Origin of the sequence: Polycladomyces abyssicola (assembly GCF_018326425.1) — a bacterium.
Classification (GTDB): domain Bacteria; phylum Bacillota; class Bacilli; order Thermoactinomycetales; family JIR-001; genus Polycladomyces; species Polycladomyces abyssicola.
In genome coordinates this window covers 936,681-955,762 of sequence record NZ_AP024601.1, presented here as the reverse complement: position 1 = coordinate 955,762, position 19,082 = coordinate 936,681, and the positions used below count along the sequence as shown (strand labels likewise).

17 protein-coding genes and 1 riboswitch are annotated in these 19,082 nt (G+C 52.0%); of the genes, 6 read left to right on the top strand and 11 right to left on the bottom strand.

Annotation, left to right across the window (positions count from 1 at the left end):
• Positions 1 to 365: 365 nt before the first annotated feature.
• Together KI215_RS04835 and KI215_RS04830 are read right to left on the bottom strand one after the other, a co-directional pair.
• Positions 366 to 1,616, bottom strand: coding sequence for an aspartate kinase (locus tag KI215_RS04835; RefSeq protein ID WP_212775068.1), 1,251 nt, complete (start codon positions 1,614 to 1,616; stop codon positions 366 to 368).
• Between the two features lie 126 nt (positions 1,617 to 1,742).
• A riboswitch (Lysine riboswitch) is annotated at positions 1,743 to 1,929 on the bottom strand.
• A 133-nt stretch (positions 1,930 to 2,062) separates the two neighbouring features.
• Positions 2,063 to 2,809 carry a pseudouridine synthase gene (locus KI215_RS04830; RefSeq protein WP_212774438.1) on the bottom strand — a complete coding sequence of 249 codons (747 nt, stop codon included), beginning with the start codon at positions 2,807 to 2,809 and terminating at the stop codon, positions 2,063 to 2,065.
• Positions 2,810 to 2,934: 125 nt separating this feature from the next.
• Between KI215_RS04830 and KI215_RS04825 the strand changes: the two genes are divergently transcribed.
• Positions 2,935 to 3,741 carry a DUF2935 domain-containing protein gene (locus KI215_RS04825; protein ID WP_212774437.1) on the top strand — a complete coding sequence of 269 codons (807 nt, stop codon included), beginning with the start codon at positions 2,935 to 2,937 and terminating at the stop codon, positions 3,739 to 3,741.
• A gap of 83 nt (positions 3,742 to 3,824) precedes the next feature.
• Here the strand turns inward: KI215_RS04825 and mobA are convergent, their stop codons facing one another.
• Positions 3,825 to 4,475, bottom strand: coding sequence for a molybdenum cofactor guanylyltransferase (gene mobA / locus KI215_RS04820; protein WP_212774436.1), 651 nt, complete (start codon positions 4,473 to 4,475; stop codon positions 3,825 to 3,827).
• Entirely contained in the window at positions 4,456 to 6,261 is a 1,806-nt protein-coding gene (uvrC, locus tag KI215_RS04815) for an excinuclease ABC subunit UvrC (RefSeq protein WP_212774435.1), read from the bottom strand. Before uvrC ends, mobA begins: the two co-directional genes overlap by 20 nt.
• A 246-nt stretch (positions 6,262 to 6,507) precedes the next feature.
• On the opposite strand from uvrC, the gene KI215_RS04810 reads away from it, so the two are divergent.
• Both KI215_RS04810 and KI215_RS04805 read left to right on the top strand, forming a co-directional pair.
• A complete protein-coding gene (locus KI215_RS04810; RefSeq protein WP_212774434.1) occupies positions 6,508 to 7,818 on the top strand; it encodes a hypothetical protein in 1,311 nt (436 codons plus the stop codon).
• Between the two features lie 86 nt (positions 7,819 to 7,904).
• Positions 7,905 to 8,825: a hypothetical protein gene (locus KI215_RS04805; protein WP_212774433.1), complete on the top strand. Its 921-nt coding sequence runs from the start codon at positions 7,905 to 7,907 to the stop codon at positions 8,823 to 8,825.
• Between the two features lie 64 nt (positions 8,826 to 8,889).
• Here the strand turns inward: KI215_RS04805 and trxA are convergent, their stop codons facing one another.
• The 6 genes from trxA to KI215_RS04775 form a co-directional block, all read right to left on the bottom strand.
• Positions 8,890 to 9,207, bottom strand: a complete 318-nt coding sequence (gene trxA / locus KI215_RS04800) for a thioredoxin (protein ID WP_212774432.1) — start codon at positions 9,205 to 9,207, stop codon at positions 8,890 to 8,892.
• A 265-nt stretch (positions 9,208 to 9,472) separates the two neighbouring features.
• Positions 9,473 to 10,459 carry an electron transfer flavoprotein subunit alpha/FixB family protein gene (locus KI215_RS04795; RefSeq protein ID WP_212774431.1) on the bottom strand — a complete coding sequence of 329 codons (987 nt, stop codon included), beginning with the start codon at positions 10,457 to 10,459 and terminating at the stop codon, positions 9,473 to 9,475.
• Positions 10,460 to 10,475: 16 nt separating this feature from the next.
• Complete coding sequence (locus KI215_RS04790; protein WP_212774430.1) at positions 10,476 to 11,249, bottom strand: electron transfer flavoprotein subunit beta/FixA family protein; 774 nt, start codon at positions 11,247 to 11,249, stop codon at positions 10,476 to 10,478.
• 114 nt (positions 11,250 to 11,363) lie between these two features.
• On the bottom strand, positions 11,364 to 11,951 hold the full coding sequence (locus tag KI215_RS04785) for a TetR/AcrR family transcriptional regulator (protein WP_212775067.1): 588 nt from the start codon (positions 11,949 to 11,951) through the stop codon (positions 11,364 to 11,366).
• Positions 11,952 to 12,116: 165 nt separating this feature from the next.
• Positions 12,117 to 12,797 (bottom strand): cell wall hydrolase, encoded by a 681-nt coding sequence (locus KI215_RS04780; protein WP_212774429.1) that lies wholly within the window; start codon positions 12,795 to 12,797, stop codon positions 12,117 to 12,119.
• A 212-nt stretch (positions 12,798 to 13,009) separates the two neighbouring features.
• Positions 13,010 to 14,725, bottom strand: a complete 1,716-nt coding sequence (locus tag KI215_RS04775; RefSeq protein WP_246512199.1) for a long-chain-fatty-acid--CoA ligase — start codon at positions 14,723 to 14,725, stop codon at positions 13,010 to 13,012.
• A 506-nt stretch (positions 14,726 to 15,231) separates the two neighbouring features.
• Between KI215_RS04775 and KI215_RS04770 the strand changes: the two genes are divergently transcribed.
• Positions 15,232 to 16,560 carry an NCS2 family permease gene (locus tag KI215_RS04770; protein WP_212775066.1) on the top strand — a complete coding sequence of 443 codons (1,329 nt, stop codon included), beginning with the start codon at positions 15,232 to 15,234 and terminating at the stop codon, positions 16,558 to 16,560.
• A gap of 32 nt (positions 16,561 to 16,592) precedes the next feature.
• Here KI215_RS04770 and KI215_RS04765 read toward each other — a convergent pair whose 3' ends face one another.
• Positions 16,593 to 17,081, bottom strand: a complete 489-nt coding sequence (locus tag KI215_RS04765; RefSeq protein ID WP_212774427.1) for a VOC family protein — start codon at positions 17,079 to 17,081, stop codon at positions 16,593 to 16,595.
• Positions 17,082 to 17,260: 179 nt separating this feature from the next.
• On the opposite strand from KI215_RS04765, the gene KI215_RS04760 reads away from it, so the two are divergent.
• Both KI215_RS04760 and KI215_RS04755 read left to right on the top strand, forming a co-directional pair.
• Positions 17,261 to 18,631 (top strand): RsmF rRNA methyltransferase first C-terminal domain-containing protein, encoded by a 1,371-nt coding sequence (locus KI215_RS04760; RefSeq protein WP_212774426.1) that lies wholly within the window; start codon positions 17,261 to 17,263, stop codon positions 18,629 to 18,631.
• A 216-nt stretch (positions 18,632 to 18,847) separates the two neighbouring features.
• Positions 18,848 to 19,006, top strand: coding sequence for a hypothetical protein (locus tag KI215_RS04755; protein ID WP_212774425.1), 159 nt, complete (start codon positions 18,848 to 18,850; stop codon positions 19,004 to 19,006).
• The last annotated feature ends 76 nt before the right edge of the window (positions 19,007 to 19,082 follow it).

Below are 19,082 nucleotides of genomic sequence, written 5' to 3'. Positions count from 1 at the left end.
GACCTACGGGTAAAGCCCCGTGATCACACCAACCTCCGATCCCCTTTTCACGTTGGGATGTCAGAAAAAAGTCATGATGTTTCCGATTGAAATCCGACTAACCGCATGTCTGGTATATCAATAGTGCAAAAAGCGGTAACTCTACGAAAACCCTTTCCCCACCTTGTTCCCCACGTGGTGAAGTCACTTTCTGGGGAAAGGGTTCTCCCTTTTCACCATTTGACAAACACGCTTTAGATTCGGGTGATCCCGTGTCGCTTCAGCTCAAAGGTCGCTTGTGAGAAACAGGCTACCCTTTCCGGCAGATATCGGACACCGTCCGGTACCTGTTGCCGGATGCAAGTCATCGCTCCGCCCGAACTTCATCACACACCCGCAGGAGACGTTACTTCTTGTTGTATATTCACATCCAAACCAAATGCGGTATGCAATGCACGAACCGCATCTTTCGCGCGTTCCCGCGCAATCGCGCAAGAAATTTTGATTTCGGATGTGCTTACCATTTTGATCCGGATACCCGCATCCGTCAAAGCCGTAAACATCCGTGCCGCCACACCCGGGTTGGTGACCATGCCCGCACCCACTGCGGATACCTTGGCCAATCCCGTTTCCGAGATCAATTTGACGTATCCCAGTGTCTCGCGATTCTGCTCGATCACGTTCCTTGCCTGCTTCCATTCGTCTTCGCCCACACTGAAAGCCACATCGACTACTTCAGCGTCATGTTCGCTCTGCACAATCATGTCCACATTGATGTGGGCGTCGGCCAAAAGACCGAACAACCGGGACAGCGTCTCCACCCGGTTAGGCAAGCCCAACACCTTGATCCGGGCGACGTTGAGATCGTAGGCAATGCCGCGCACTTGCAACGTATCTTCCATTGTGACACTCTCCTTTACCCAAGTTCCCGGTTCCTCGGTAAAGCTGGAACGGACCACCAACGGCACATTGTGTTTCATGGCGCACTCAACGGAGCGGGGATGGAGAACTGCCGCTCCCAGATTAGCCAGCTCCAGCATTTCATCGAACGAGATTTCATCCAATTTCCGCGCTTGCGGGACAATACGCGGATCAGTCGTAAACACGCCAGTCACGTCTGTATTGATCTCGCAATAATCCGCAGACAACGCCGCAGCCAACGCCACAGCGGTTGTATCCGAGCCTCCGCGCCCCAGCGTGGTGATCTCCCCGTCCTCACTGATTCCCTGAAATCCGGCAACGACAACGATTTCGCCGCGATCCAAACATTGACGAATCTTCTCCGTGTCGATCCGCTTGATGCGGGCTTTCCCGTGTACGGCATCCGTCACCATACCCGCCTGCCATCCGGTGAAAGAACGCGCGGGCAAGCCTAATTCGTGCAACGCCATGGTCAAAAGAGCAATCGAAATCTGCTCGCCCGTCGTCAGCAACATGTCCATTTCCCGCGGGGACGGGTCGTCAGTGATTTGCCCCGCCAGCGCCACCAGCTCGTCCGTCTGTTTGCCCATCGCCGAGACGGTGACCACCACCTCGTGCCCTTGGGAATGCACTTCCCTGATTCTTCGTGCCACATTGCGAATCCGTTCGATACTGCCTACAGATGTCCCGCCAAATTTTTGTACTACAATACCCATCGTATCAATCGGCTCCTCTCCCGCCTTTCGTGATTGCAGGGGATGCGCGGTATACAAAAAGGCGACAGCGGAGATGACAGCTGTCGCCTTGTGTATGCACGCGGCAAGTCCAGCCTCACCTGTCCCCTGTGAGATAGTGCTCCACGGGACGCGATATGTTCCCGTGACAGTGTTGCCCCTGTTCGGCGACAACCCCAGCTCCTCCCCTCCCGGCAAGGAGAGAAACTTCGGCGGACTCCCCTTTCCCTGCCGATCGTCGGGGACCGGCCCTCCCGACAGGTACTCTTGAAGCTCCGCGACCTCTACTCCACATGTGTGCAGTGAGGAAAACTTTTGGATTCAGTTGTTTTCAAGGTTTTCATGCATTGTAACACAAAATGGGGATTTTGCCAATCACTTTGTTGCATGTTTATACAAACTCTTTTGGTGAGACGGCCTCCCCTTTCTCACGCCGGAGAGCCGGATTCCGCTCCTTTCAGCGCCGCGACTTCCTCTTCGGTCAACTCACGGTACTCTCCCGGATCCAAACTCGGGTCCAACGGCAACGGTCCCATGGCGATGCGTTTCAAATAGGTGACGCGCTTTCCCACCGCCTGGAACATGCGTTTCACCTGATGGTATTTGCCTTCGTATATGGTCAGTTCCACTTCGGATTTCGGACCCGATTGCAACACTTTCAGTTCGGCGGGCAGGGTGCGGTAACCATCGTCCAATGTTACGCCACGGGCGAACGCTTTGACATCGGCATCGGTCACCGCTCCTTCCACTTCCGCGTAATACGTCTTCGGTACGTGCTTTTTTGGAGACAGCAGCCGGTGCGCCAGTTTGCCGTCATTGGTCAACAACAGCAGGCCCTCCGTGTCCTTATCCAGCCTGCCTACCGGAAACGGCTCAAAAAAGGCGTGCTCAGGATGCAGTAAATCCACCACCACCGCGCTTTCTCGATCCTCGGTGGCGGACAGCACCCCCTGCGGCTTGTTCATCATCAAATAGATATACCGACGATAGATGACACGTTCGCCATCCACTTCAATTACATCATTATCCGGATCAACATGCATGCCAGGATCATCCGCCCATTCACCGTTGACGGTCACATATCCCGCTTTGATCAGTTTCTTGATTTCCTTACGCGTACCGTACCCCATGTTGGACAAGATTTTGTCCAGGCGTTGGCGTTTCCGTTCTGCCATCCTACATCCTCCCATCATTTCGGCCCAAGTACTCTGATTGTACCTGATCTTCCACCTGGATGAAACCGATCCGGTATGACCCAAGCCTCTCAACACATATGTTGGCTGAGAAAGGAGGATTTCAGATGGGTCATGGGGAATGGACGAGGTCGGCCTGGTGGGAACATCGTTTTTGGCTGCAGGTGTTGGGGGATCACGCACGATTTCTGACGGACAACCTGTCCCCCCGGGAGAAAAAAGAAGTGCGTCGAGCCGAATTCTTCATCGAGCGGATGGACGCTTTGCTGAACCAAGCACGTCGTCCGGCGGATACCGACCCTGCTGAATTCAGCCGTCTGGCTTGTCGGGCCGCATCAGATATTCGGACGTTTAAACTGCATTTGCTCCAACGTCACCTGATCGGCGAAATCGCACTGGGCATGACTCCCACATTTCTCAATCACATGGTGAATGAAGTGGAGGAATATCTCCGTATTCTCCATTATCTCCAAAAAAAAGAACCGCCTCCCCCGCTTCATCCGATCCATCACCATCTCGTTTGGTTACCGGATGCCGCCGGACATGCAAATGCGTTGGACGGGAGACTGGACGGGGTGGAACGGCGACTGAAGAAAAAAAGCCGAGATTTTGTCAGGCATTTTGACGCCTATTATCTCAAAGCGCTGGAGATGGCCGGCTATTTGCGGACGTGTCTCCGCGATTTCCCCGCCCTTTCCCGGTTCAATCACGAAGTGGAGATGGAGATCCGCCTGTTCCAAGCTTTTTTGCTTGAACTGGAAGAGATGGAATTGCATCATACCGTACTGGACGCCATACCGGCACTGATCCCGGATCACATGTTCCGCGAAGAATGCTACTATCTTCACAAATTGGCCCAAGTGACCCGTGTCGAACCACCTGCATGCGATCCCGGGAAACCCCGTACGGAATAAGCGAGTGATCTGATCCACGGATGACGATAAAGTCGCTAATCACATTAAGTCAATTGATATTGAACCCGCCGCGGGGGGAATGATCACTTTTCGGACGGGCCGTCATCCCGTTTATCCGCGAAAGAGCTCTCTGCTTGCGCCATATGCAACGCCTGATGATAATCCTCCGGACGGTTCATATTCCAGACGCAAAGTTCCGCCTCTTCACCCAGACCCGCTTCTTCCAGGGATACAAAACGGGTCGGCACCTCCGACAAGAACCGGCGAACCTGCAATTTTCCCTCGCGCAAACATCGCGCCAACGCGGACAAGCATGACTTTCGATACACTGCAAACAACGGATGCGGCCGCCCCCCCAGCGTGGGCACACAAGCAAAGGCATTCCCCAATCTGGACAACAACCATACAGCCGCTCTCCGTGAGACGAACGGCATGTCGCAAGCCACGACGAGATTGGTTTCGCTCACAGACACCGACAAACCCGCATGCAAACCCGCGAGCGGCCCCTTGCCCTGTTCACGGTCCTTCACCATGGGCACCTCCAGCCAGCGATACCGCTCGGGATGGTTTGTTACTACCATCACCGGTCCGATGGGGCTCAATTTCTCCACGATGTGGCGGATGACGGGGACTCCTTCGATCGGCAGCATCGCTTTGTCCGTACCCATACGGGAGGAAGCGCCGCCGGCAAGCACGATCACGCTCGTACCTCGGTCATTGCGTAATCGCATCATGTTCCGATTCCTCGTCTTGCCGCAACGCCTGAATGATGGTGCGTGCCAGTTTGTCGCCGATCCCCGCTTTTCGGTATTCTTCGACTGTGGCATTTTTCATGTTTTCAATCGAGCCGAAATGGCGGAACAGCATCTGTTTTCGTTTTTCCCCCACACCCGGAATGTCGTCCAGTTTAGAGCGAAATGCTGTCTTGGCACGAGTTTTTCGGTGAAACGCGACAGCAAATCGATGAACCTCTTCCTGAATTCGCTGCAGCAAATAAAATTCCTGGCTACCTCTGGGCAAATCGACCGGTTCAGGAGGATCACCCGCCAACAATCTCGCAGTCCGGTGCCGATCGTCTTTCACCATCCCACCGACGGGGATATACAAACCCAATTCATTTTCCAACACATCCCGTGCCGCCGCCATCTGCCCGCGACCGCCGTCGACAAGGATCAAGTCAGGTAACGGCAGATCCTCTTTCAACACCCGTGTGTACCGGCGACGAATCACCTCACGCATGGTTTCGTAGTCATCCGGTTTGTCCACCGTACGGATCTTGAATTTGCGGTATTCCTGCTTGGCAGGTTTGCCGTCAAGAAATACTACCATCGCCGAAACGGGATCAGTTCCCTGGATGTTGGAGTTGTCGAACGCTTCGATCCGTCGCGGCACACCGATCCCGAGTGCTTCACCCAGCTGTCGGATCGCTCGCTGCGTCCGCTCTTCATCCCGCTCCATCAGTCGGAACCGCTCTTCCAGAGCGATCCGTGCGTTCTCCTGCGCCATCTCAACCAGCTTTCGCTTCAGTCCCCGTTGCGGAACATGGACATGAACGCCGTTCAACCATTCGCGCAACCACTCGGGGTCAACTTCGACCGGCAGGAAAATCTCCTTGGGAAGTGCCGGGTTGTCATGGTAAAACTGCGTGACAAACGAAAGAAAATCTTCCTCCGGTTCATTGTAATGCGGAAAAATGGATACGTCCCGTTCGATCAGTTTGCCTTGACGGACGAAAAACACCTGTACGCACATCCACCCTTTGTCGTGGGCGTACCCGAACACATCCCGGTCCACATGGTCCTGGAACGTGATCGTCTGTTTCTCCATGATCGTCTCGATATGCCGAATCAGATCCCGATACTCCTTGGCCCGCTCGAAATCCAGCGATTCGGCTGCCTCTTCCATTTTGCGCCGCAGATCACGTTGTACCTCTTGGTACCCCCCGTTTAAGAAACGGACGATCTGCGCTGTCATCTCCTCATACTGACGAGGGTCGACCGGGTACTCGCAAGGCGCCAGACACTGCCCCAAATGGTAATACAGACAGACACGCTTGGGCAGCGTTTTACATTTTCTGAGCGGATACAACTTGTCCAGCAGCTTTTTTGTCTGTTGTGCCGCTCCCGCGTTCGGGTACGGGCCGAAATATTTGGATCCGTCTTTCCGTACCCGGCGTGTGACTTCCAAACGGGGGTGCCGTTCCTTCGTCAATCGGATATACGGATAGGATTTGTCATCTTTAAGCATGACGTTGTAACGGGGACGATGCTTCTTGATCAGGTTGCACTCCAAGATGAGCGCCTCGATCGGGCTCCCCGTCACGATATATTCAAAATCGGCGATCTCCGAGACCAACCGTTGGGTCTTGGCATCATGACTGCCGGTGAAATACGATCGCACCCGGTTTTTCAGGCTTTTGGCCTTGCCGACGTAGATGATGTCACCGGCTTCGTTTTTCATCAGATAACAACCGGGCTGATCGGGCAGGAACGGCAGTTTTTCCTTGATGGTTTGCCGCATCGTTTTCCTCCCTTCCGCTCCTTGTTCGCATTTCCGTCTCCTTCACAAATATTTTACACCAACTTCAAGGGGGACGAAGCTTCTCATCAAAATAGATGTGATTTTTGCTTATAAAATAAGAAAAATTCGCTTCCATTCAGCATAATAACAGGTAAAATAGAGATTGATCGCATGAATTCCATCAAAACAGCCGATATATGGAATTCGCGATACGGCAATCCGGTTACATAGAAATGGGGGTTTGTCATGCAGTCTTTCTCATCCGTTTTACGCCGATATTATCCCAAAGTCTTTCTCAGCAACTTGTTAGGACTATTCACCATCTATCTTATCGGTGTAATCATTGTCTTTTTGGTTGGGATTTTTACGTTGGCTCCCCTGATTCAATCCGGCCTCTTGAATCAATTGATGAACATGAAGGAATTTGATCCCACATTGTTGAGTAAAGTCTGGGGATCATTGGGATCCTTTATTGTCATTATCGGCTTGGTCTTGCTGAGTTTCGCCATTTTTTTTGCAGCCGGTATTGTCGGATCGTCCGTGGTTGCAGTCTGCCATGGTCGTCCTTCGGTCGGATCGTTTTTCTCCCAGGGATTCCGGTTCTTTTTCAGGATGTTGGGTCTGAGTGTTTTGATGGGCATCGCTTTCATTCCAGCGGTCATATTGTTTATCGTATTTTTTGTCTCTGCTGTTTCGGGCAAAGCAGGAATGGCCGTCACTTTCCTGTTACTAACCGCCATCGTCGGCGCCATCATCTATATGATGTTTATGTTTGCACCTTACATGATGATCGCTGACAATGAAAAAGTATCACGCTCGATGAGCCAGTCATTCCGACTTTTCTGCAGCCGTTTCGGTTATGTTTTTGTGACGGGACTGGGCGTGTTTGGAGTCATGTTGGTGCAGTGGATCATGACCAGGACCATCGAAAAGGGTTTGGGTCCGGACAGCATCACCGGCCTCTTTTTGGGATTCCTTTTGGACACTGTCTTGTATACCTTCTCCAACCTCTTCATCGCCCATCGTTACCAGAACCGACTGCGCGGCGAGTTGTACCCGGAAAGCGGGCCGACTCCGGATGCCAATAGGAAAGGGCAAGGACAAGGGTATCAAACCCACGGCTATAACGAATCTCCTCAGCCACAGGGACCTGCCACTGGATTTGGCAACCCGGAATTGAATCCGCAGGGACAAACGTGGCAACAACCGAGTCCATCACCGCAACCGCCGACGGGAAGTCAGTCGGTTTCATGGGGTCAACCCAACCAGCCGTCAACAGGAAATCAATCGGGCACTTGGGAACAACCCAAGCAGACTTCAACACCACCGTCCAGCGGTTCCGGCGCTCAGTCGAGTTGGTCGCAGCAGCAACAACCGTCTTCGGGGCCGCAGTTCCAGTCGCCGTTCCAACCGTCTTTTACCTTTAACCCGGTCCAACAGCAGGGGAAACCGGCTTGGCAGGTGCCGCAATCGTCACAACCGCAATCCACTCAGCCATCGCAACAGCCGCAACCGGAAAAACCGACGCAACAGCCACGGTATCCCCGGCAACAGTGAAATCATTTTCTTCAACCAACGGACGCCTTCGGGCGTTCTTTATTATGAGGGGGTCAATAACCAAATAATAAAAAGGAGCGATCAGATTGCGTGAAACACTGAGCCTCCTGAACCGCCACGGTATTAAGCTCTGGTTCAGCGTGTTTGTTGGTGGATTAGTCTCATCTTGCGTGTTGATTACTTTTTTTTCCTTATTCATCTGGATGATCGCACCGTCTTTCTTCTCTCGTCCGGTTGAGATCCTATCCACATTGCGAACGGATGCCCTGCCCCGGATCTTGACACAACTGCCACCCATGTGGAAGACGGGGCTAGGGATTCTTTCGGCCCTGGTGCTCCTGTTAATCTTGTTTTTGCTATGCGGCATGATGGGGTCCATACGGGAAGCAACGTTGCATGACTATTTTTCCGTCAGCCATTTCTTTTACTACGGCATGCGTTATCCGGTGCGGATACTTCTGATGGTGCTGATTCACGCCATCCTGATCGGCATGACGGGCTGGGGCGTTGCGTGGATCACCGAGTTAATACCGCCGGGACCAGGACAAACAGCGGGTTGGATCGTGGGCGGACTATTGTTGCTTGGTTTGACGGTGGCGGCTGTCCACGCCCCTGTCATCTCGATTGTGGAGAAAAAGGGTGTGTTTTCGGCGGTGGGACACAGCTTTCGCCTGTTATTTCTCCAAGGCGGAACGGCCGTTCTCTCCTTGCTCTACGCCTTGATTCTCGGAACACTGGGTGTGACCGTGTTGACCATGATCACCGTGTTCCCTTGGTTTGTTCTCCAATTTTTCGGTGACCAAACTATTGCCAACATCATTGGGGGTGGATTCGGAGGACTGTTCTTCGCGTTGTTCCACATGGTCCCCGCCATGATGATGATTGGCACGTTGTACACTCGGTACGCCCGACTCATCCGTATCAAACTGTTTGAAGACGAAATGGACAATGATTTGTTGCCAGAGACAACCAACAGCCTCCCATATGGAGGGGGGTGGGGACGGTGAACCGTTACCGCTTAGGAAACACAAAACCCGGCAACCGATCGGATGCCGGGTTTTTCACTGATGCTCACAAATATTGATTCAACCACTGCATCAATTGCTCTTTGGGTTGATAACCGGACATTTTGGCCACCATTTCGCCGTTTTTGAACACCATCAGGGTCGGAATGCTCATCACCCCAAAACGGCTGGCGGTTTCCGGGTTGTTGTCCACATTCACTTTGGCGATTTTCAATTTATCGCCGATTTCTCCATCCACTTCTTCCAAAACCGGCGCAATCATTTTGCACGGTCCGCACCAAGGGGCCCAAAAGTCCACCAGTACGGTGCCGCCGGATTCTACTTCGCTGGCAAAGGTTTGATCCGTCACATCGACAATGGCCATACCTAGCCCTCCTTATCCATTGGTTCGTCGGATATGTATCAGTATACCACCGAAGCCGACTAACTTCCAACCCTTTCGGGTAACGAAATATCGAGAGGATGCATGAAAGAGGGCGGCAGGATACTCCTGACCGCCGGTAATAGCCCGAACGACAGCGAAATTGGGAGATGGCCGACAAAGTCTCGTTAGGGCCCGTCTCCCAATCGCAGTACCGGGTGCAACTCTTCACTTGATCCCACAGATTTATTCCCGTTGAGGCAATTCGTCACACCTTTTGCGCCAGTACTTTTTTGAACTCTTCCGTCAACATGGGTACCACTTCAAACAAATCCCCGACAATGCCGTAGTCTGCGACGTTAAAAATGTTGGCTTCCGGGTCCTTGTTGATGGCCACGATCACTTTGGAGTTGGACATACCGGCCAAATGTTGGATCGCACCGGAAATGCCGCAAGCGATGTACAAGTCAGGAGTGACCACTTTTCCGGTTTGCCCGATCTGCAGTGCATAATCGCAATAACCGGCGTCACAAGCCCCACGGGATGCCCCAACGGCTCCACCGAGTACATCCGCCAACTCCTGAAGCGGTTTGAAGCCATCGGCACTCTTCACACCCCGACCTCCGGAAACGATGATGCGTGCTTCGGAGAGGTCAACCCCTTCCGCCGTCTTTTTCACCACTTCTTTGACGATGGTGCGAAGTGTTTCCGGGGCAAACGTCACATCCAGCTCCTTCACCTCCGCTTTTCGCGACGGATCCGGTTCACGAGCCGGAATGTTGTTGGGGCGCAGGGTGGCAAACACCATCCCCGACTTCACCACTTTTTTGACAAAAGCCTTTCCTGCATAAATCGGCCGTGTGAATACGATGCGTCCATCCGTCAGTTGCACATCGGTGCAGTCGGAAATGAGCCCCACTCCCAAACGGGCCGCAATCCGCGGGCTGACATCCCGTCCCACCGCCGTATGCCCGGTAAAAATCACATCGGGTCCGACTGTGTCGATTACTTGTTTGAACGCTTGGAAGTATGCATCTGTCGTATATTGATCCAACTGATCGTTCTCCACCACGATCACTTCATCAGCACCGTGATGAGCGAGGGTTACTGCGAGCGATTTCGCTTTGCTTCCAAAAACGGCCGCCGTCACCTTGCCGCCTTCGGCCACACGCCCCGCAGCGGCCAAGCATTCCAATGATACGTTCCGCAACGCGCCGTCACGCACATCTGCCAACACTAATACGTTTCTGCTCATCTTCGTCGCTCCTCCCTCAGATCACTTTTGCTTCATGCTGCAGCAAGCGAACCAATTCTTGAACCTGTTCGGACAGATCTCCTTCGAGGATTTTTCCAGCTTCTTTTTTCGGGGGCATGAACACTTCCAATGTTTCCGTTTTCGCTTCCAACAGTTCTTCATCCAGATCAAGGTCATCCAGGTCCAACCGCTCCAGCGGTTTCTTTTTCGCTTTCATAATGCCCGGCAGTGAAGGATACCGCGGCTCGTTCAATCCTTGCTGGGCGGTCACCAGGATCGGCAGTTTGGACTGGATGTATTCCACATCCCCTTCGACGTCTTTTTCCACTTCCACGGTGTCACCGTCGATCGTCAATTTCGTAATCGTGGAAATATGGGGAATGCCCAACAATTCCGCCAATCGGGGGCCTACCTGGGCCGACCCGTCATCTACGGCCATATATCCCGTGAGGATGATATCGTATTCCAAATCCCGGATCACACCGGCCAGTATGTGGGCGATTGTGTGCTCATCCGCTTCCCCTTCAAAATCTTCCATATCGACGATGATTCCTTTATCCGCGCCCATCGCCATGGCGGTGCGCAGGGCTTGCTCGGCTCGTTCCGGCCCCACCGTGATCACGGTTACTTCTCCGCCATGTTGCTCTTTCAACTTGATGGCTTCCTCGACCGCATATTCATCGTACGGATTGATGACGAATTCCACACCTTCCTCACTGATGCGCCCGTCTTCCAAGACAATTTTTTCTTCCGTGTCAAAGGTTTGTTTCAGACAAACCAGGATATTCATGACGCACTGTTCCCCCTTTGGAGACTAGTTTGAAAAAAAGAAATATAAAGGTGAGAACGGGCCCGTCCCTCGTTTGGGAGCGGTTCCGTTTAGACCATCAATGTTTCTGCCGCATCAGCGCGATTTGATCCCATGCAAAAACAGGGACACAATCGGCTCCACCTGCTCTACCAAGCTGTATTTGCAATCCTTCATGATCCAGGAAGTGACCATTTCGTCAATCGCGCCAAAGATCATCTTCCGTGTGATGCGCACATCCAAATCGTTACGGAAGATCCCCTCTTCCATCCCGGCCAAGATGATGCGGTCGATCAGATTCAGATATTTTTTCAAAATCTCCCCGATCGCTTTGCGCACACCGGGATTGGATTGTCGCAATTCAATCTGCGTAACGATTGCCAAATGCCGATTGTCCTCCATGGATTTGAAATGGTGACGGATCAGCTCGCGAAGCTGATCGGCGGGCGAAGAGATCTCTTTCATGATTTCTTCTAATTGCTTGACGAACGCACCCATTTTTTCATTAAACAACGAAATGAGCACATCATCTTTATTTTCAAAATATAGATAGATTGTCCCATCGGCGACTTTGGCTTCACGGGCGATCTTGGATACCTGCGCGTTGTGATAACCGTGTTCCGCAATCACACGCACGGCCGCGTCGATGATCGCTTCATATTTTTCCCCCGTCCGTTTTGCCATCATGATGTTCCCTTCCCATCATAAAATCGACGAAATGAATGATTGTTCATTCAATTTTTAGTTTATGCCACAAGGCATCATCTGTCAACTTTTTTCCGCTAGTGCTGGCTGTAAGCGCATTCAAACGACATTATACCACAAAAAAATCCCCGCTTCATGCGGGGATTATCGGGTGAACACGTGATTACCGATCCGTTTGATGACCGGCCGTTTTTTACTCCACTCGGAGGTGGCGATTTCGGGATTATAATAGTATAATGCCCCTCCAGTGGGATCATATCCCTTCAGGGCTTTCATCACTGCGCGACGCGCTTCGCTATCCGGCTTTAACCAGATCTGGCCGTCCTGTACAGCCGTAAACGCGTTACGCTGGAAAACGATCCCTCGGATCGTAGGAGGAAAATGAGGAGATTCCAATCGATTGAGTACAACTGCTGCAACCGCCACCTGACCTTGGAACGGTTCACCACGTGCTTCACTATATACCACACGTTCCATCCACCGGATATCTTGTGCGGAAAGATGGTAACGTACAGATCGCTTGCTGGATGTCGACCGACTGCTGAGAGTCACAGTTGTCTTTTTGGATTTTTCATTTGTTTTGGCGGCAGTTGCTTTGGTGGATGCTGCATCTGTTGCATGAACGGTTTGCTTCGTTTTGTCGACCATCTTTGCAGAATTACGGGGTGGTTTCATAACAGAGTTGGGATTTAACTTCATCTGGATCGCTTGCTGGCTAACTGCTTGATTCTTAGCCGGACTATTGAAAGAAAGTTGCTGCCATCCCATTACCACAAGGGTTAAAAGACAGGCCGACATGCCAATAAAAGTACGCATAATAGGCATGTAAGCCGCTCCTTCCCACTTAGTGCCTTTACTTGGTTTTCAAACACCCCGCTATTATAACAAACCCTTTTTCAGTCGTTACATCCAATTTATTCAATCTATACCAACAAATCGGTATATTTCTGCGAAAAGAAAAGGCTGTGATTCAACACAGCCCAGGTTGTTGATAAAGTCAGCAGGTTTTGAATAGTCGCCCGACAGGATCGCGTTGATTAACCATTCCCCGTTTTGATTCTTTCCGGTGTCAACGCAGCCTTTTTCTTCTCCTCTTCAACTAATACCCGGCGCAGCACCTTGCCTACCGCACTTTTGGGCAATTCGGAACGAAACTCATACTGTCTGGGAATCTTGTACCTAGCCAGCTTAGCACGGCAGAATTGCTCCAGCTCCTTCTCCGTCACCTGATGACCTTCTTTCAACACGACAAACGCCTTCACCGTCTCTCCGCGATACGGATCAGGAACACCGATGACGGCGGCTTCCTTTACTGCCGGATGCTCGTACAGCACCTCCTCGATTTCCCTCGGATAGATGTTGTAACCGCTGGCAATGATCATGTCTTTTTTTCTATCCAATATGTAGAAGTACCCATCCTCATCCATCGTCGCGATGTCACCGGTGGACAGCCAGCCGTCCTTCAACACTTGCGCAGTCTCTTCCGGCCGGTTCCAATATCCCTTCATTACTTGCGGACCTTTTACCTGCAGTTCACCGACACTGCCTGAAGGCAGCACTTCCCCCGTATTTGGATCGACGATCCGACAATCCGTATTTGGCCATGGCAAACCGATGCTGCCGGCTTTCCGCCGTCCCCAAATCGGGTTGGCATGGGTAACGGGCGATGCTTCCGTCAAACCGTAGCCTTCCACCAAACGACCGCCGCTCAGCTCCTCGAACTGTTGCTGCACCTCGACCGGCAACGGAGCGGAACCGCTTATACAAGCACGGATCGATGACAGATCGTATCGGCTGATGTCGGGATGGTTGATCAATGCAATATACATCGTCGGCGCGCCCGGAAACACAGTGGGCTTTTCCTCGCTGATCAGTCTCAGCGCTTCATCCACATCGAACCGAGGGACAAGAATCATGGTAGCCGCCATGTGAACGCTGAAATTCATCACCACGGTCATGCCGTATACATGAAAGAAGGGCAGTATTCCCAGCACCTTCTCCTCTCCGCGTCGGCAATCATGCATCCAATGGGCGCACTGCATCGCATTGAACACGAGATTGTGATGAGTGAGCATCGCTCCTTTGGGCAACCCGGTCGTTCCGCCGGTATACTGCAACAAAGCCAAATCATCAGCATCAACGTTGACATCTTCCACTGGCTTTGCAAGCGCTTTCTTTAACAGCAGTGAAAAACGAAACACTCCCTGCTCATGATACGGCACAGTAACACGCTTGCCGTCCTTCCACAACTTCAGCGGATACAACCAATTTTTCGGCCAAGGCAGGTAATCATCGATCCCGGTCACAATGATGCGGGAAAGGCGCGTCCGTTCTTTGACACGGGCCACTTTGGGATAGAGTAAATCCAGACAGATGATCGTTTCCGCTCCGGCATCACGCAGTTGATGCTCCAACTCCCGCTCCATGTACATGGGATTGGTTTGCACGACGACGGCTCCGATCATCAAAGCCCCGTAATAAGCGATCACCGCTTGGGGGGAATTGGGCAACATGATCGCCACACGATCACCTTTTCGGACACCGAGGGATTGCAGCGCCCGGGCAAAACGGGACACATCCGACAACAATCGCCGATAGGTCATGCGTTTTCCCATGAAATAAACAGCTTCCCGGTCGGGAAATTCCTCTGCCGCCGACAACAGCAACTGGGTCAGCGTCACATCAGGGACATCCAAATGCTTTGGAACTTCCGGAGGATAACTGCGCCACCATATGCGTTCGTTTTTTGTCATTGTAACACCCTCCATCGATTGATGAATGAATAATCATTCATTTCTGGGCAGTCTTTAACAATCAACCGACCATTCTGTCCAATTCCATTTTACCGAAATTTCCGGTGTTTTTGAATCACCGATTCCTTCAGAATCACAGATGTTGATTTTATCCTGATTTCCATTTTATTGCTTGTTTATATATTTTCTTCTTTTATATATCATATTTAAGTAAATAGGCTCGGGTATATATATGGGGTACAAACGTGATTTTTTCCATGACAATCAGACTCCAAATGGTAGATTCCCTTCCGATCTTTGTAGTAACATAGCAACATAGCAAAGAGAGTTCGATATTCCACCTGAAAGCCGTCAAAGGTTGGCCACGGTTTTAGTCGGGGAAATGGGAATCCGCGGTCATCCAATAATCGGCAAAATGAGTAAATGTTTTACACTATGAACTAAAAGGAGGATTTCCCATGGCCGATTCACAAGTGGAAACGCCGCAATCTGTGGCGGTAACGGAAATGTCGCAAAACACTCATGGCTTTTTGGATCGATTTTTCCGATTGTCCGAGCGGAAAACCGACGTCAAAACGGAAGTTTTTGCGGGTCTCACCACTTTTATGACGATGTGCTACATTATCTTTGTCAACCCGCAAATTTTGTCTGACGCCGGAATTCCCAAGGAGGGAGCCATTGCCGCCACCATTTTCGCCAGTGTTTTTTGTACGCTGCTGTTTGGATTGTGGGCCAATTTTCCGGTGGCCATCGCACCCGGCATGGGGCTGAATGCCTTTTTCACCTACAGTGTCGTTCTCGGACAAGGGTTGAGTTGGCAAACCGCTCTTGGTGCCGTCTTTATCTCCGGATTCGTCTTTTTCCTGCTGACGGTGACAGGAATACGCCGCAGACTGGTGGCAGCTGTGCCAGATGTGCTTCGGTCCGCCATCGTGGTAGGCATCGGATTGTTCATCGCATTTATCGGGCTGAAAAACGCTGGCATCATCGTGAAGAGCCCTTCCACTTTCGTCTCGCTGGGTCAAGTGACACAACCTGGCCCGATCCTGACCATGATCGGTCTGTTGGTGGCTGTCATCCTAATGGCACGCAACTTCAAAGGGGCCATGATTATCAGCATTTTGATCACCACCCTGTTGGCGATGGCGTTCGGGGTGACTCCGGTACCACACCGCTTGTCCGACGTGATGACGTTCACCATGCCGGACATCACCACCACACTTGGGAAATTGGACATCATGGCCGCCATTCATTATGGTATCTTTTCCATCATTTTCTCTTTCACGATCGTGGAACTGTTTGACAACCTGGCCACATTGATCGGCTTGTCCAAAAAAGCAGGACTGATGGACAAAAACGGCGACATCCCCAATTTGAACCGCGCGCTGCAAGCAGATGCCGTGGGTACGATGATGAGCGCCACGTTCGGCTCCACCGCACTCAACGCCTATATCGAGAATGCGGCCGGTATCTCTGAAGGTGGGCGAACCGGTCTCACCGCAGTGGTAGTGGCAGGTCTGTTTCTGCTGAGCCTGTTTTTGACACCGTTGATCATGCTGATCCCGTCGGTGGCCACTGCACCAGCACTGATTCTGGTCGGCGCGCTGATGCTGAGTGAAATCAAAAATCTTTCATTCGACGATTTCACAGATACGATCCCGGCGTTTTTAACCATCATCCTGATGCCGTTGACTTCCAGCATTGCGGAAGGATTGGCCTTCGGCTTCGTCAGTTATACGGTGTTGAAAACATTGACGGGTAAATACAAAGAAATGAATCTGTTTTTGTACCTGATTACAGCGGCATTTATCATCAATTTCCTGTATCATGGATGAGCGGGAACGCCATGTTCCCGCTCATTTTGTCTTCAAACGCCCCTCTGTTCACCGGTTTGCCGATGCAGTTCCCGCCATCGGCTGAGCGGGATCGCTCCCAGCTCGGGGCGCGGCCCTTCCGGCAGCAAAGCGATGTACTCCAGACTGTGCCCGTCCGGGTCCTCAAAATACAGTGACACGTTAGGGACCCACGAATGAACGGTAGGCTCCCCTCTGGGATTACCGAAAAAATCACGATAGGCAATCCCCCGCTCATCCAGAAATGCCGGAGCCTTTTCCAAATCCCGCAACGACACGGAAAATGCAAAATGACTGCGAACAATTTGATCCGCGGGTTTCTCCCACAATCCCAAACACTGTTGACGCGCTTGGCCTACCCAGAAAAATGCCAGTTTTCTTTTCGGCTCCGTGTAACAGAGTGTCAGTCCCAGCTGATCCCGATAAAAAGCAACTGATGTTTTCAAATCCCGCACATGCAGATGCGTTTCATAAATCCCCGAAGGTTCCACCCAATGGTTCATCTTCCATTCCTCCCGTGAATTGGTTGCGGCATTTTCTCTTTTCCCCATCCGCTCACTTTTCTAACTTTTTAATTTATTAAATAGCAAAAAAAATGTCACTTCGCCGGAGGACCATTTTTCTCCCCATCCTTTTTTTGTTACAATGGGGAGGTACCTGAAACGCAGGAGGAACTGAAACCATGCACCTTCCTACAGATTACCTCGAACAAATGAAAACCTGGTTGCAACACGAGTTCCCGGCGTTTCTCGCCAGTTATGAGAAGGTACCGGCACGCGGCTTGCGGGTAAACCGGCTCAAGATCGATACGGAGGCATTTTTGCAGAGGAGTCCGTTTGATCTTTCGCCCATCCCGTGGTGTCCGGAAGGATTTTATTACGATCACGAACAGGACCGTCCCGGAAAACACGTTTATCATGCGGCCGGGTTGTATTATATTCAGGACCCTAGCGCCATGGCGCCTGCAGAGGTACTTGATCCCCAGCCGGGTGAGCGGGTGTTGGATCTGTGTGCGGCACCGGGCGGCAAAACCACACAAATTGCCGCCAAAATGCAAGGAAAAGGACTGCTGGTGGCCAATGAGATTTCCCCACAACGCATCAAGGCTTTGGTGGAAAATTTGGAGCGGTGCGGGGTGACCAACGCCGTAGTCCTCAATGAACGACCGGAGCGATTGACGGAACGGTTCGTCGGGTTTTTCGACCGGATTTTGATCGACGCTCCGTGTTCGGGTGAGGGGATGTTCCGCAAAGACCCGGAAGTGTGTGAACGCTGGAGTGTACGGGCCACTCACCTGTGCGCTGATGTCCAATTGGAGATCTTGTCGGCCGCTGCACCCATGCTCCGGCCGGGTGGCGTACTCGTCTATTCCACCTGCACGTTCAATCCGGTGGAGAACGAACAGGTCATCGCCCGCTTTTTGTCTGACCACCCGGAGTTTACCCTCATTCCTGTTCCGCAAGCATCCCATTACCAACCGGGACGCCCGGAATGGGCAAACGGATGTGATTCCTTGCGGTTGGCTTCCCGTCTGTGGCCTCACCATCTACGGGGAGAAGGACATTTCGTGGCGTTGATGGAAAAAACGGACGGCCCCGAAGGAACCAAACGCCGGCCTGGAAAAATGCCGCCCGTCTCCGCCGATGCAGTGAAGCAATTGCGCACCTTTATCCATGAGACACTGACATGCCAGTGCGATGATTGGCTGCTAACGATGTACGGTGATCATCTCTACCGGGTGCCGGATGAATTGCCTTCGCTGAAAGGACTGAAGGTGGAACGCCCCGGGTTGCATTTGGGACAAGTCAAGCGGAACCGGTTGGAACCTTCCCACACTTGGGCGATGGCCCTGAAACCGGATGATGTACAGCGATATGTTTCGTTTGAGGTGGACGATCCGCGTCTGTACCAATACTTGCAGGGTGAAACGATTCCTTTTGATGGTGACAAGGGATGGACACTGGTGGGGGTGGAACGGTTTCCGTTGGGATGGGCCAAAGTTTCCGGCGGCATGTTGAAAAACCATTATCCCAAATGGTTGCGTTGGGATTGACGGAGATCCCGCCCCATCGGAGAGGGCGGGAATCCGAAGATCATACACTCTCCGCTCATAAAAACATTCAAGGACTTGCGCCACGGTTACATAAGACAAACGAAACCGCTCATATATTGAGTATGAACCTAACCAAGGAGGTGGCGAACCATTTCTGATTGGCCCAAACCGACCCGACCACCATGGCCTCCCTACATTCCACCCACGATGAATGCAATGGGATTGTTGCAACCGGAATGGCTGTATTACCATTACTTCGATTACGGAGATGAATCCCCGAATGCGGATCCACAACCCCGCCCCGTCCTCGCTTCCACCCCGGTCACTCCCCCACCTTCTGCGATCCGCATCCGTTTACATGCCCGGCGGGAGTAAATGAGTCAGCCCAAAGTCTCCGCTCTTTTTGGATGGACAAGCCCTATCGGATCGAATCTATACCGACCAACGTTCT

Coding starts and splice junctions, on each gene's coding strand:
- KI215_RS04835 (WP_212775068.1), bottom strand. CDS start 1,616: ATGGGTATTGTAGTACAAAAATTTGGCGGGACATCTGTAGGCAGTATC.
- KI215_RS04830 (WP_212774438.1), bottom strand. CDS start 2,809: ATGGCAGAACGGAAACGCCAACGCCTGGACAAAATCTTGTCCAACATG.
- KI215_RS04825 (WP_212774437.1), top strand. CDS start 2,935: ATGGGTCATGGGGAATGGACGAGGTCGGCCTGGTGGGAACATCGTTTT.
- mobA (WP_212774436.1), bottom strand. CDS start 4,475: ATGATGCGATTACGCAATGACCGAGGTACGAGCGTGATCGTGCTTGCC.
- uvrC (WP_212774435.1), bottom strand. CDS start 6,261: ATGCGGCAAACCATCAAGGAAAAACTGCCGTTCCTGCCCGATCAGCCC.
- KI215_RS04810 (WP_212774434.1), top strand. CDS start 6,508: ATGCAGTCTTTCTCATCCGTTTTACGCCGATATTATCCCAAAGTCTTT.
- trxA (WP_212774432.1), bottom strand. CDS start 9,207: ATGGCCATTGTCGATGTGACGGATCAAACCTTTGCCAGCGAAGTAGAA.
- KI215_RS04795 (WP_212774431.1), bottom strand. CDS start 10,459: ATGAGCAGAAACGTATTAGTGTTGGCAGATGTGCGTGACGGCGCGTTG.
- KI215_RS04790 (WP_212774430.1), bottom strand. CDS start 11,249: ATGAATATCCTGGTTTGTCTGAAACAAACCTTTGACACGGAAGAAAAA.
- KI215_RS04785 (WP_212775067.1), bottom strand. CDS start 11,951: ATGGCAAAACGGACGGGGGAAAAATATGAAGCGATCATCGACGCGGCC.
- KI215_RS04780 (WP_212774429.1), bottom strand. CDS start 12,797: ATGCCTATTATGCGTACTTTTATTGGCATGTCGGCCTGTCTTTTAACC.
- KI215_RS04775 (WP_246512199.1), bottom strand. CDS start 14,725: ATGACAAAAAACGAACGCATATGGTGGCGCAGTTATCCTCCGGAAGTT.
- KI215_RS04770 (WP_212775066.1), top strand. CDS start 15,232: ATGTCGCAAAACACTCATGGCTTTTTGGATCGATTTTTCCGATTGTCC.
- KI215_RS04765 (WP_212774427.1), bottom strand. CDS start 17,081: ATGAACCATTGGGTGGAACCTTCGGGGATTTATGAAACGCATCTGCAT.
- KI215_RS04760 (WP_212774426.1), top strand. CDS start 17,261: ATGCACCTTCCTACAGATTACCTCGAACAAATGAAAACCTGGTTGCAA.
- KI215_RS04755 (WP_212774425.1), top strand. CDS start 18,848: ATGGGATTGTTGCAACCGGAATGGCTGTATTACCATTACTTCGATTAC.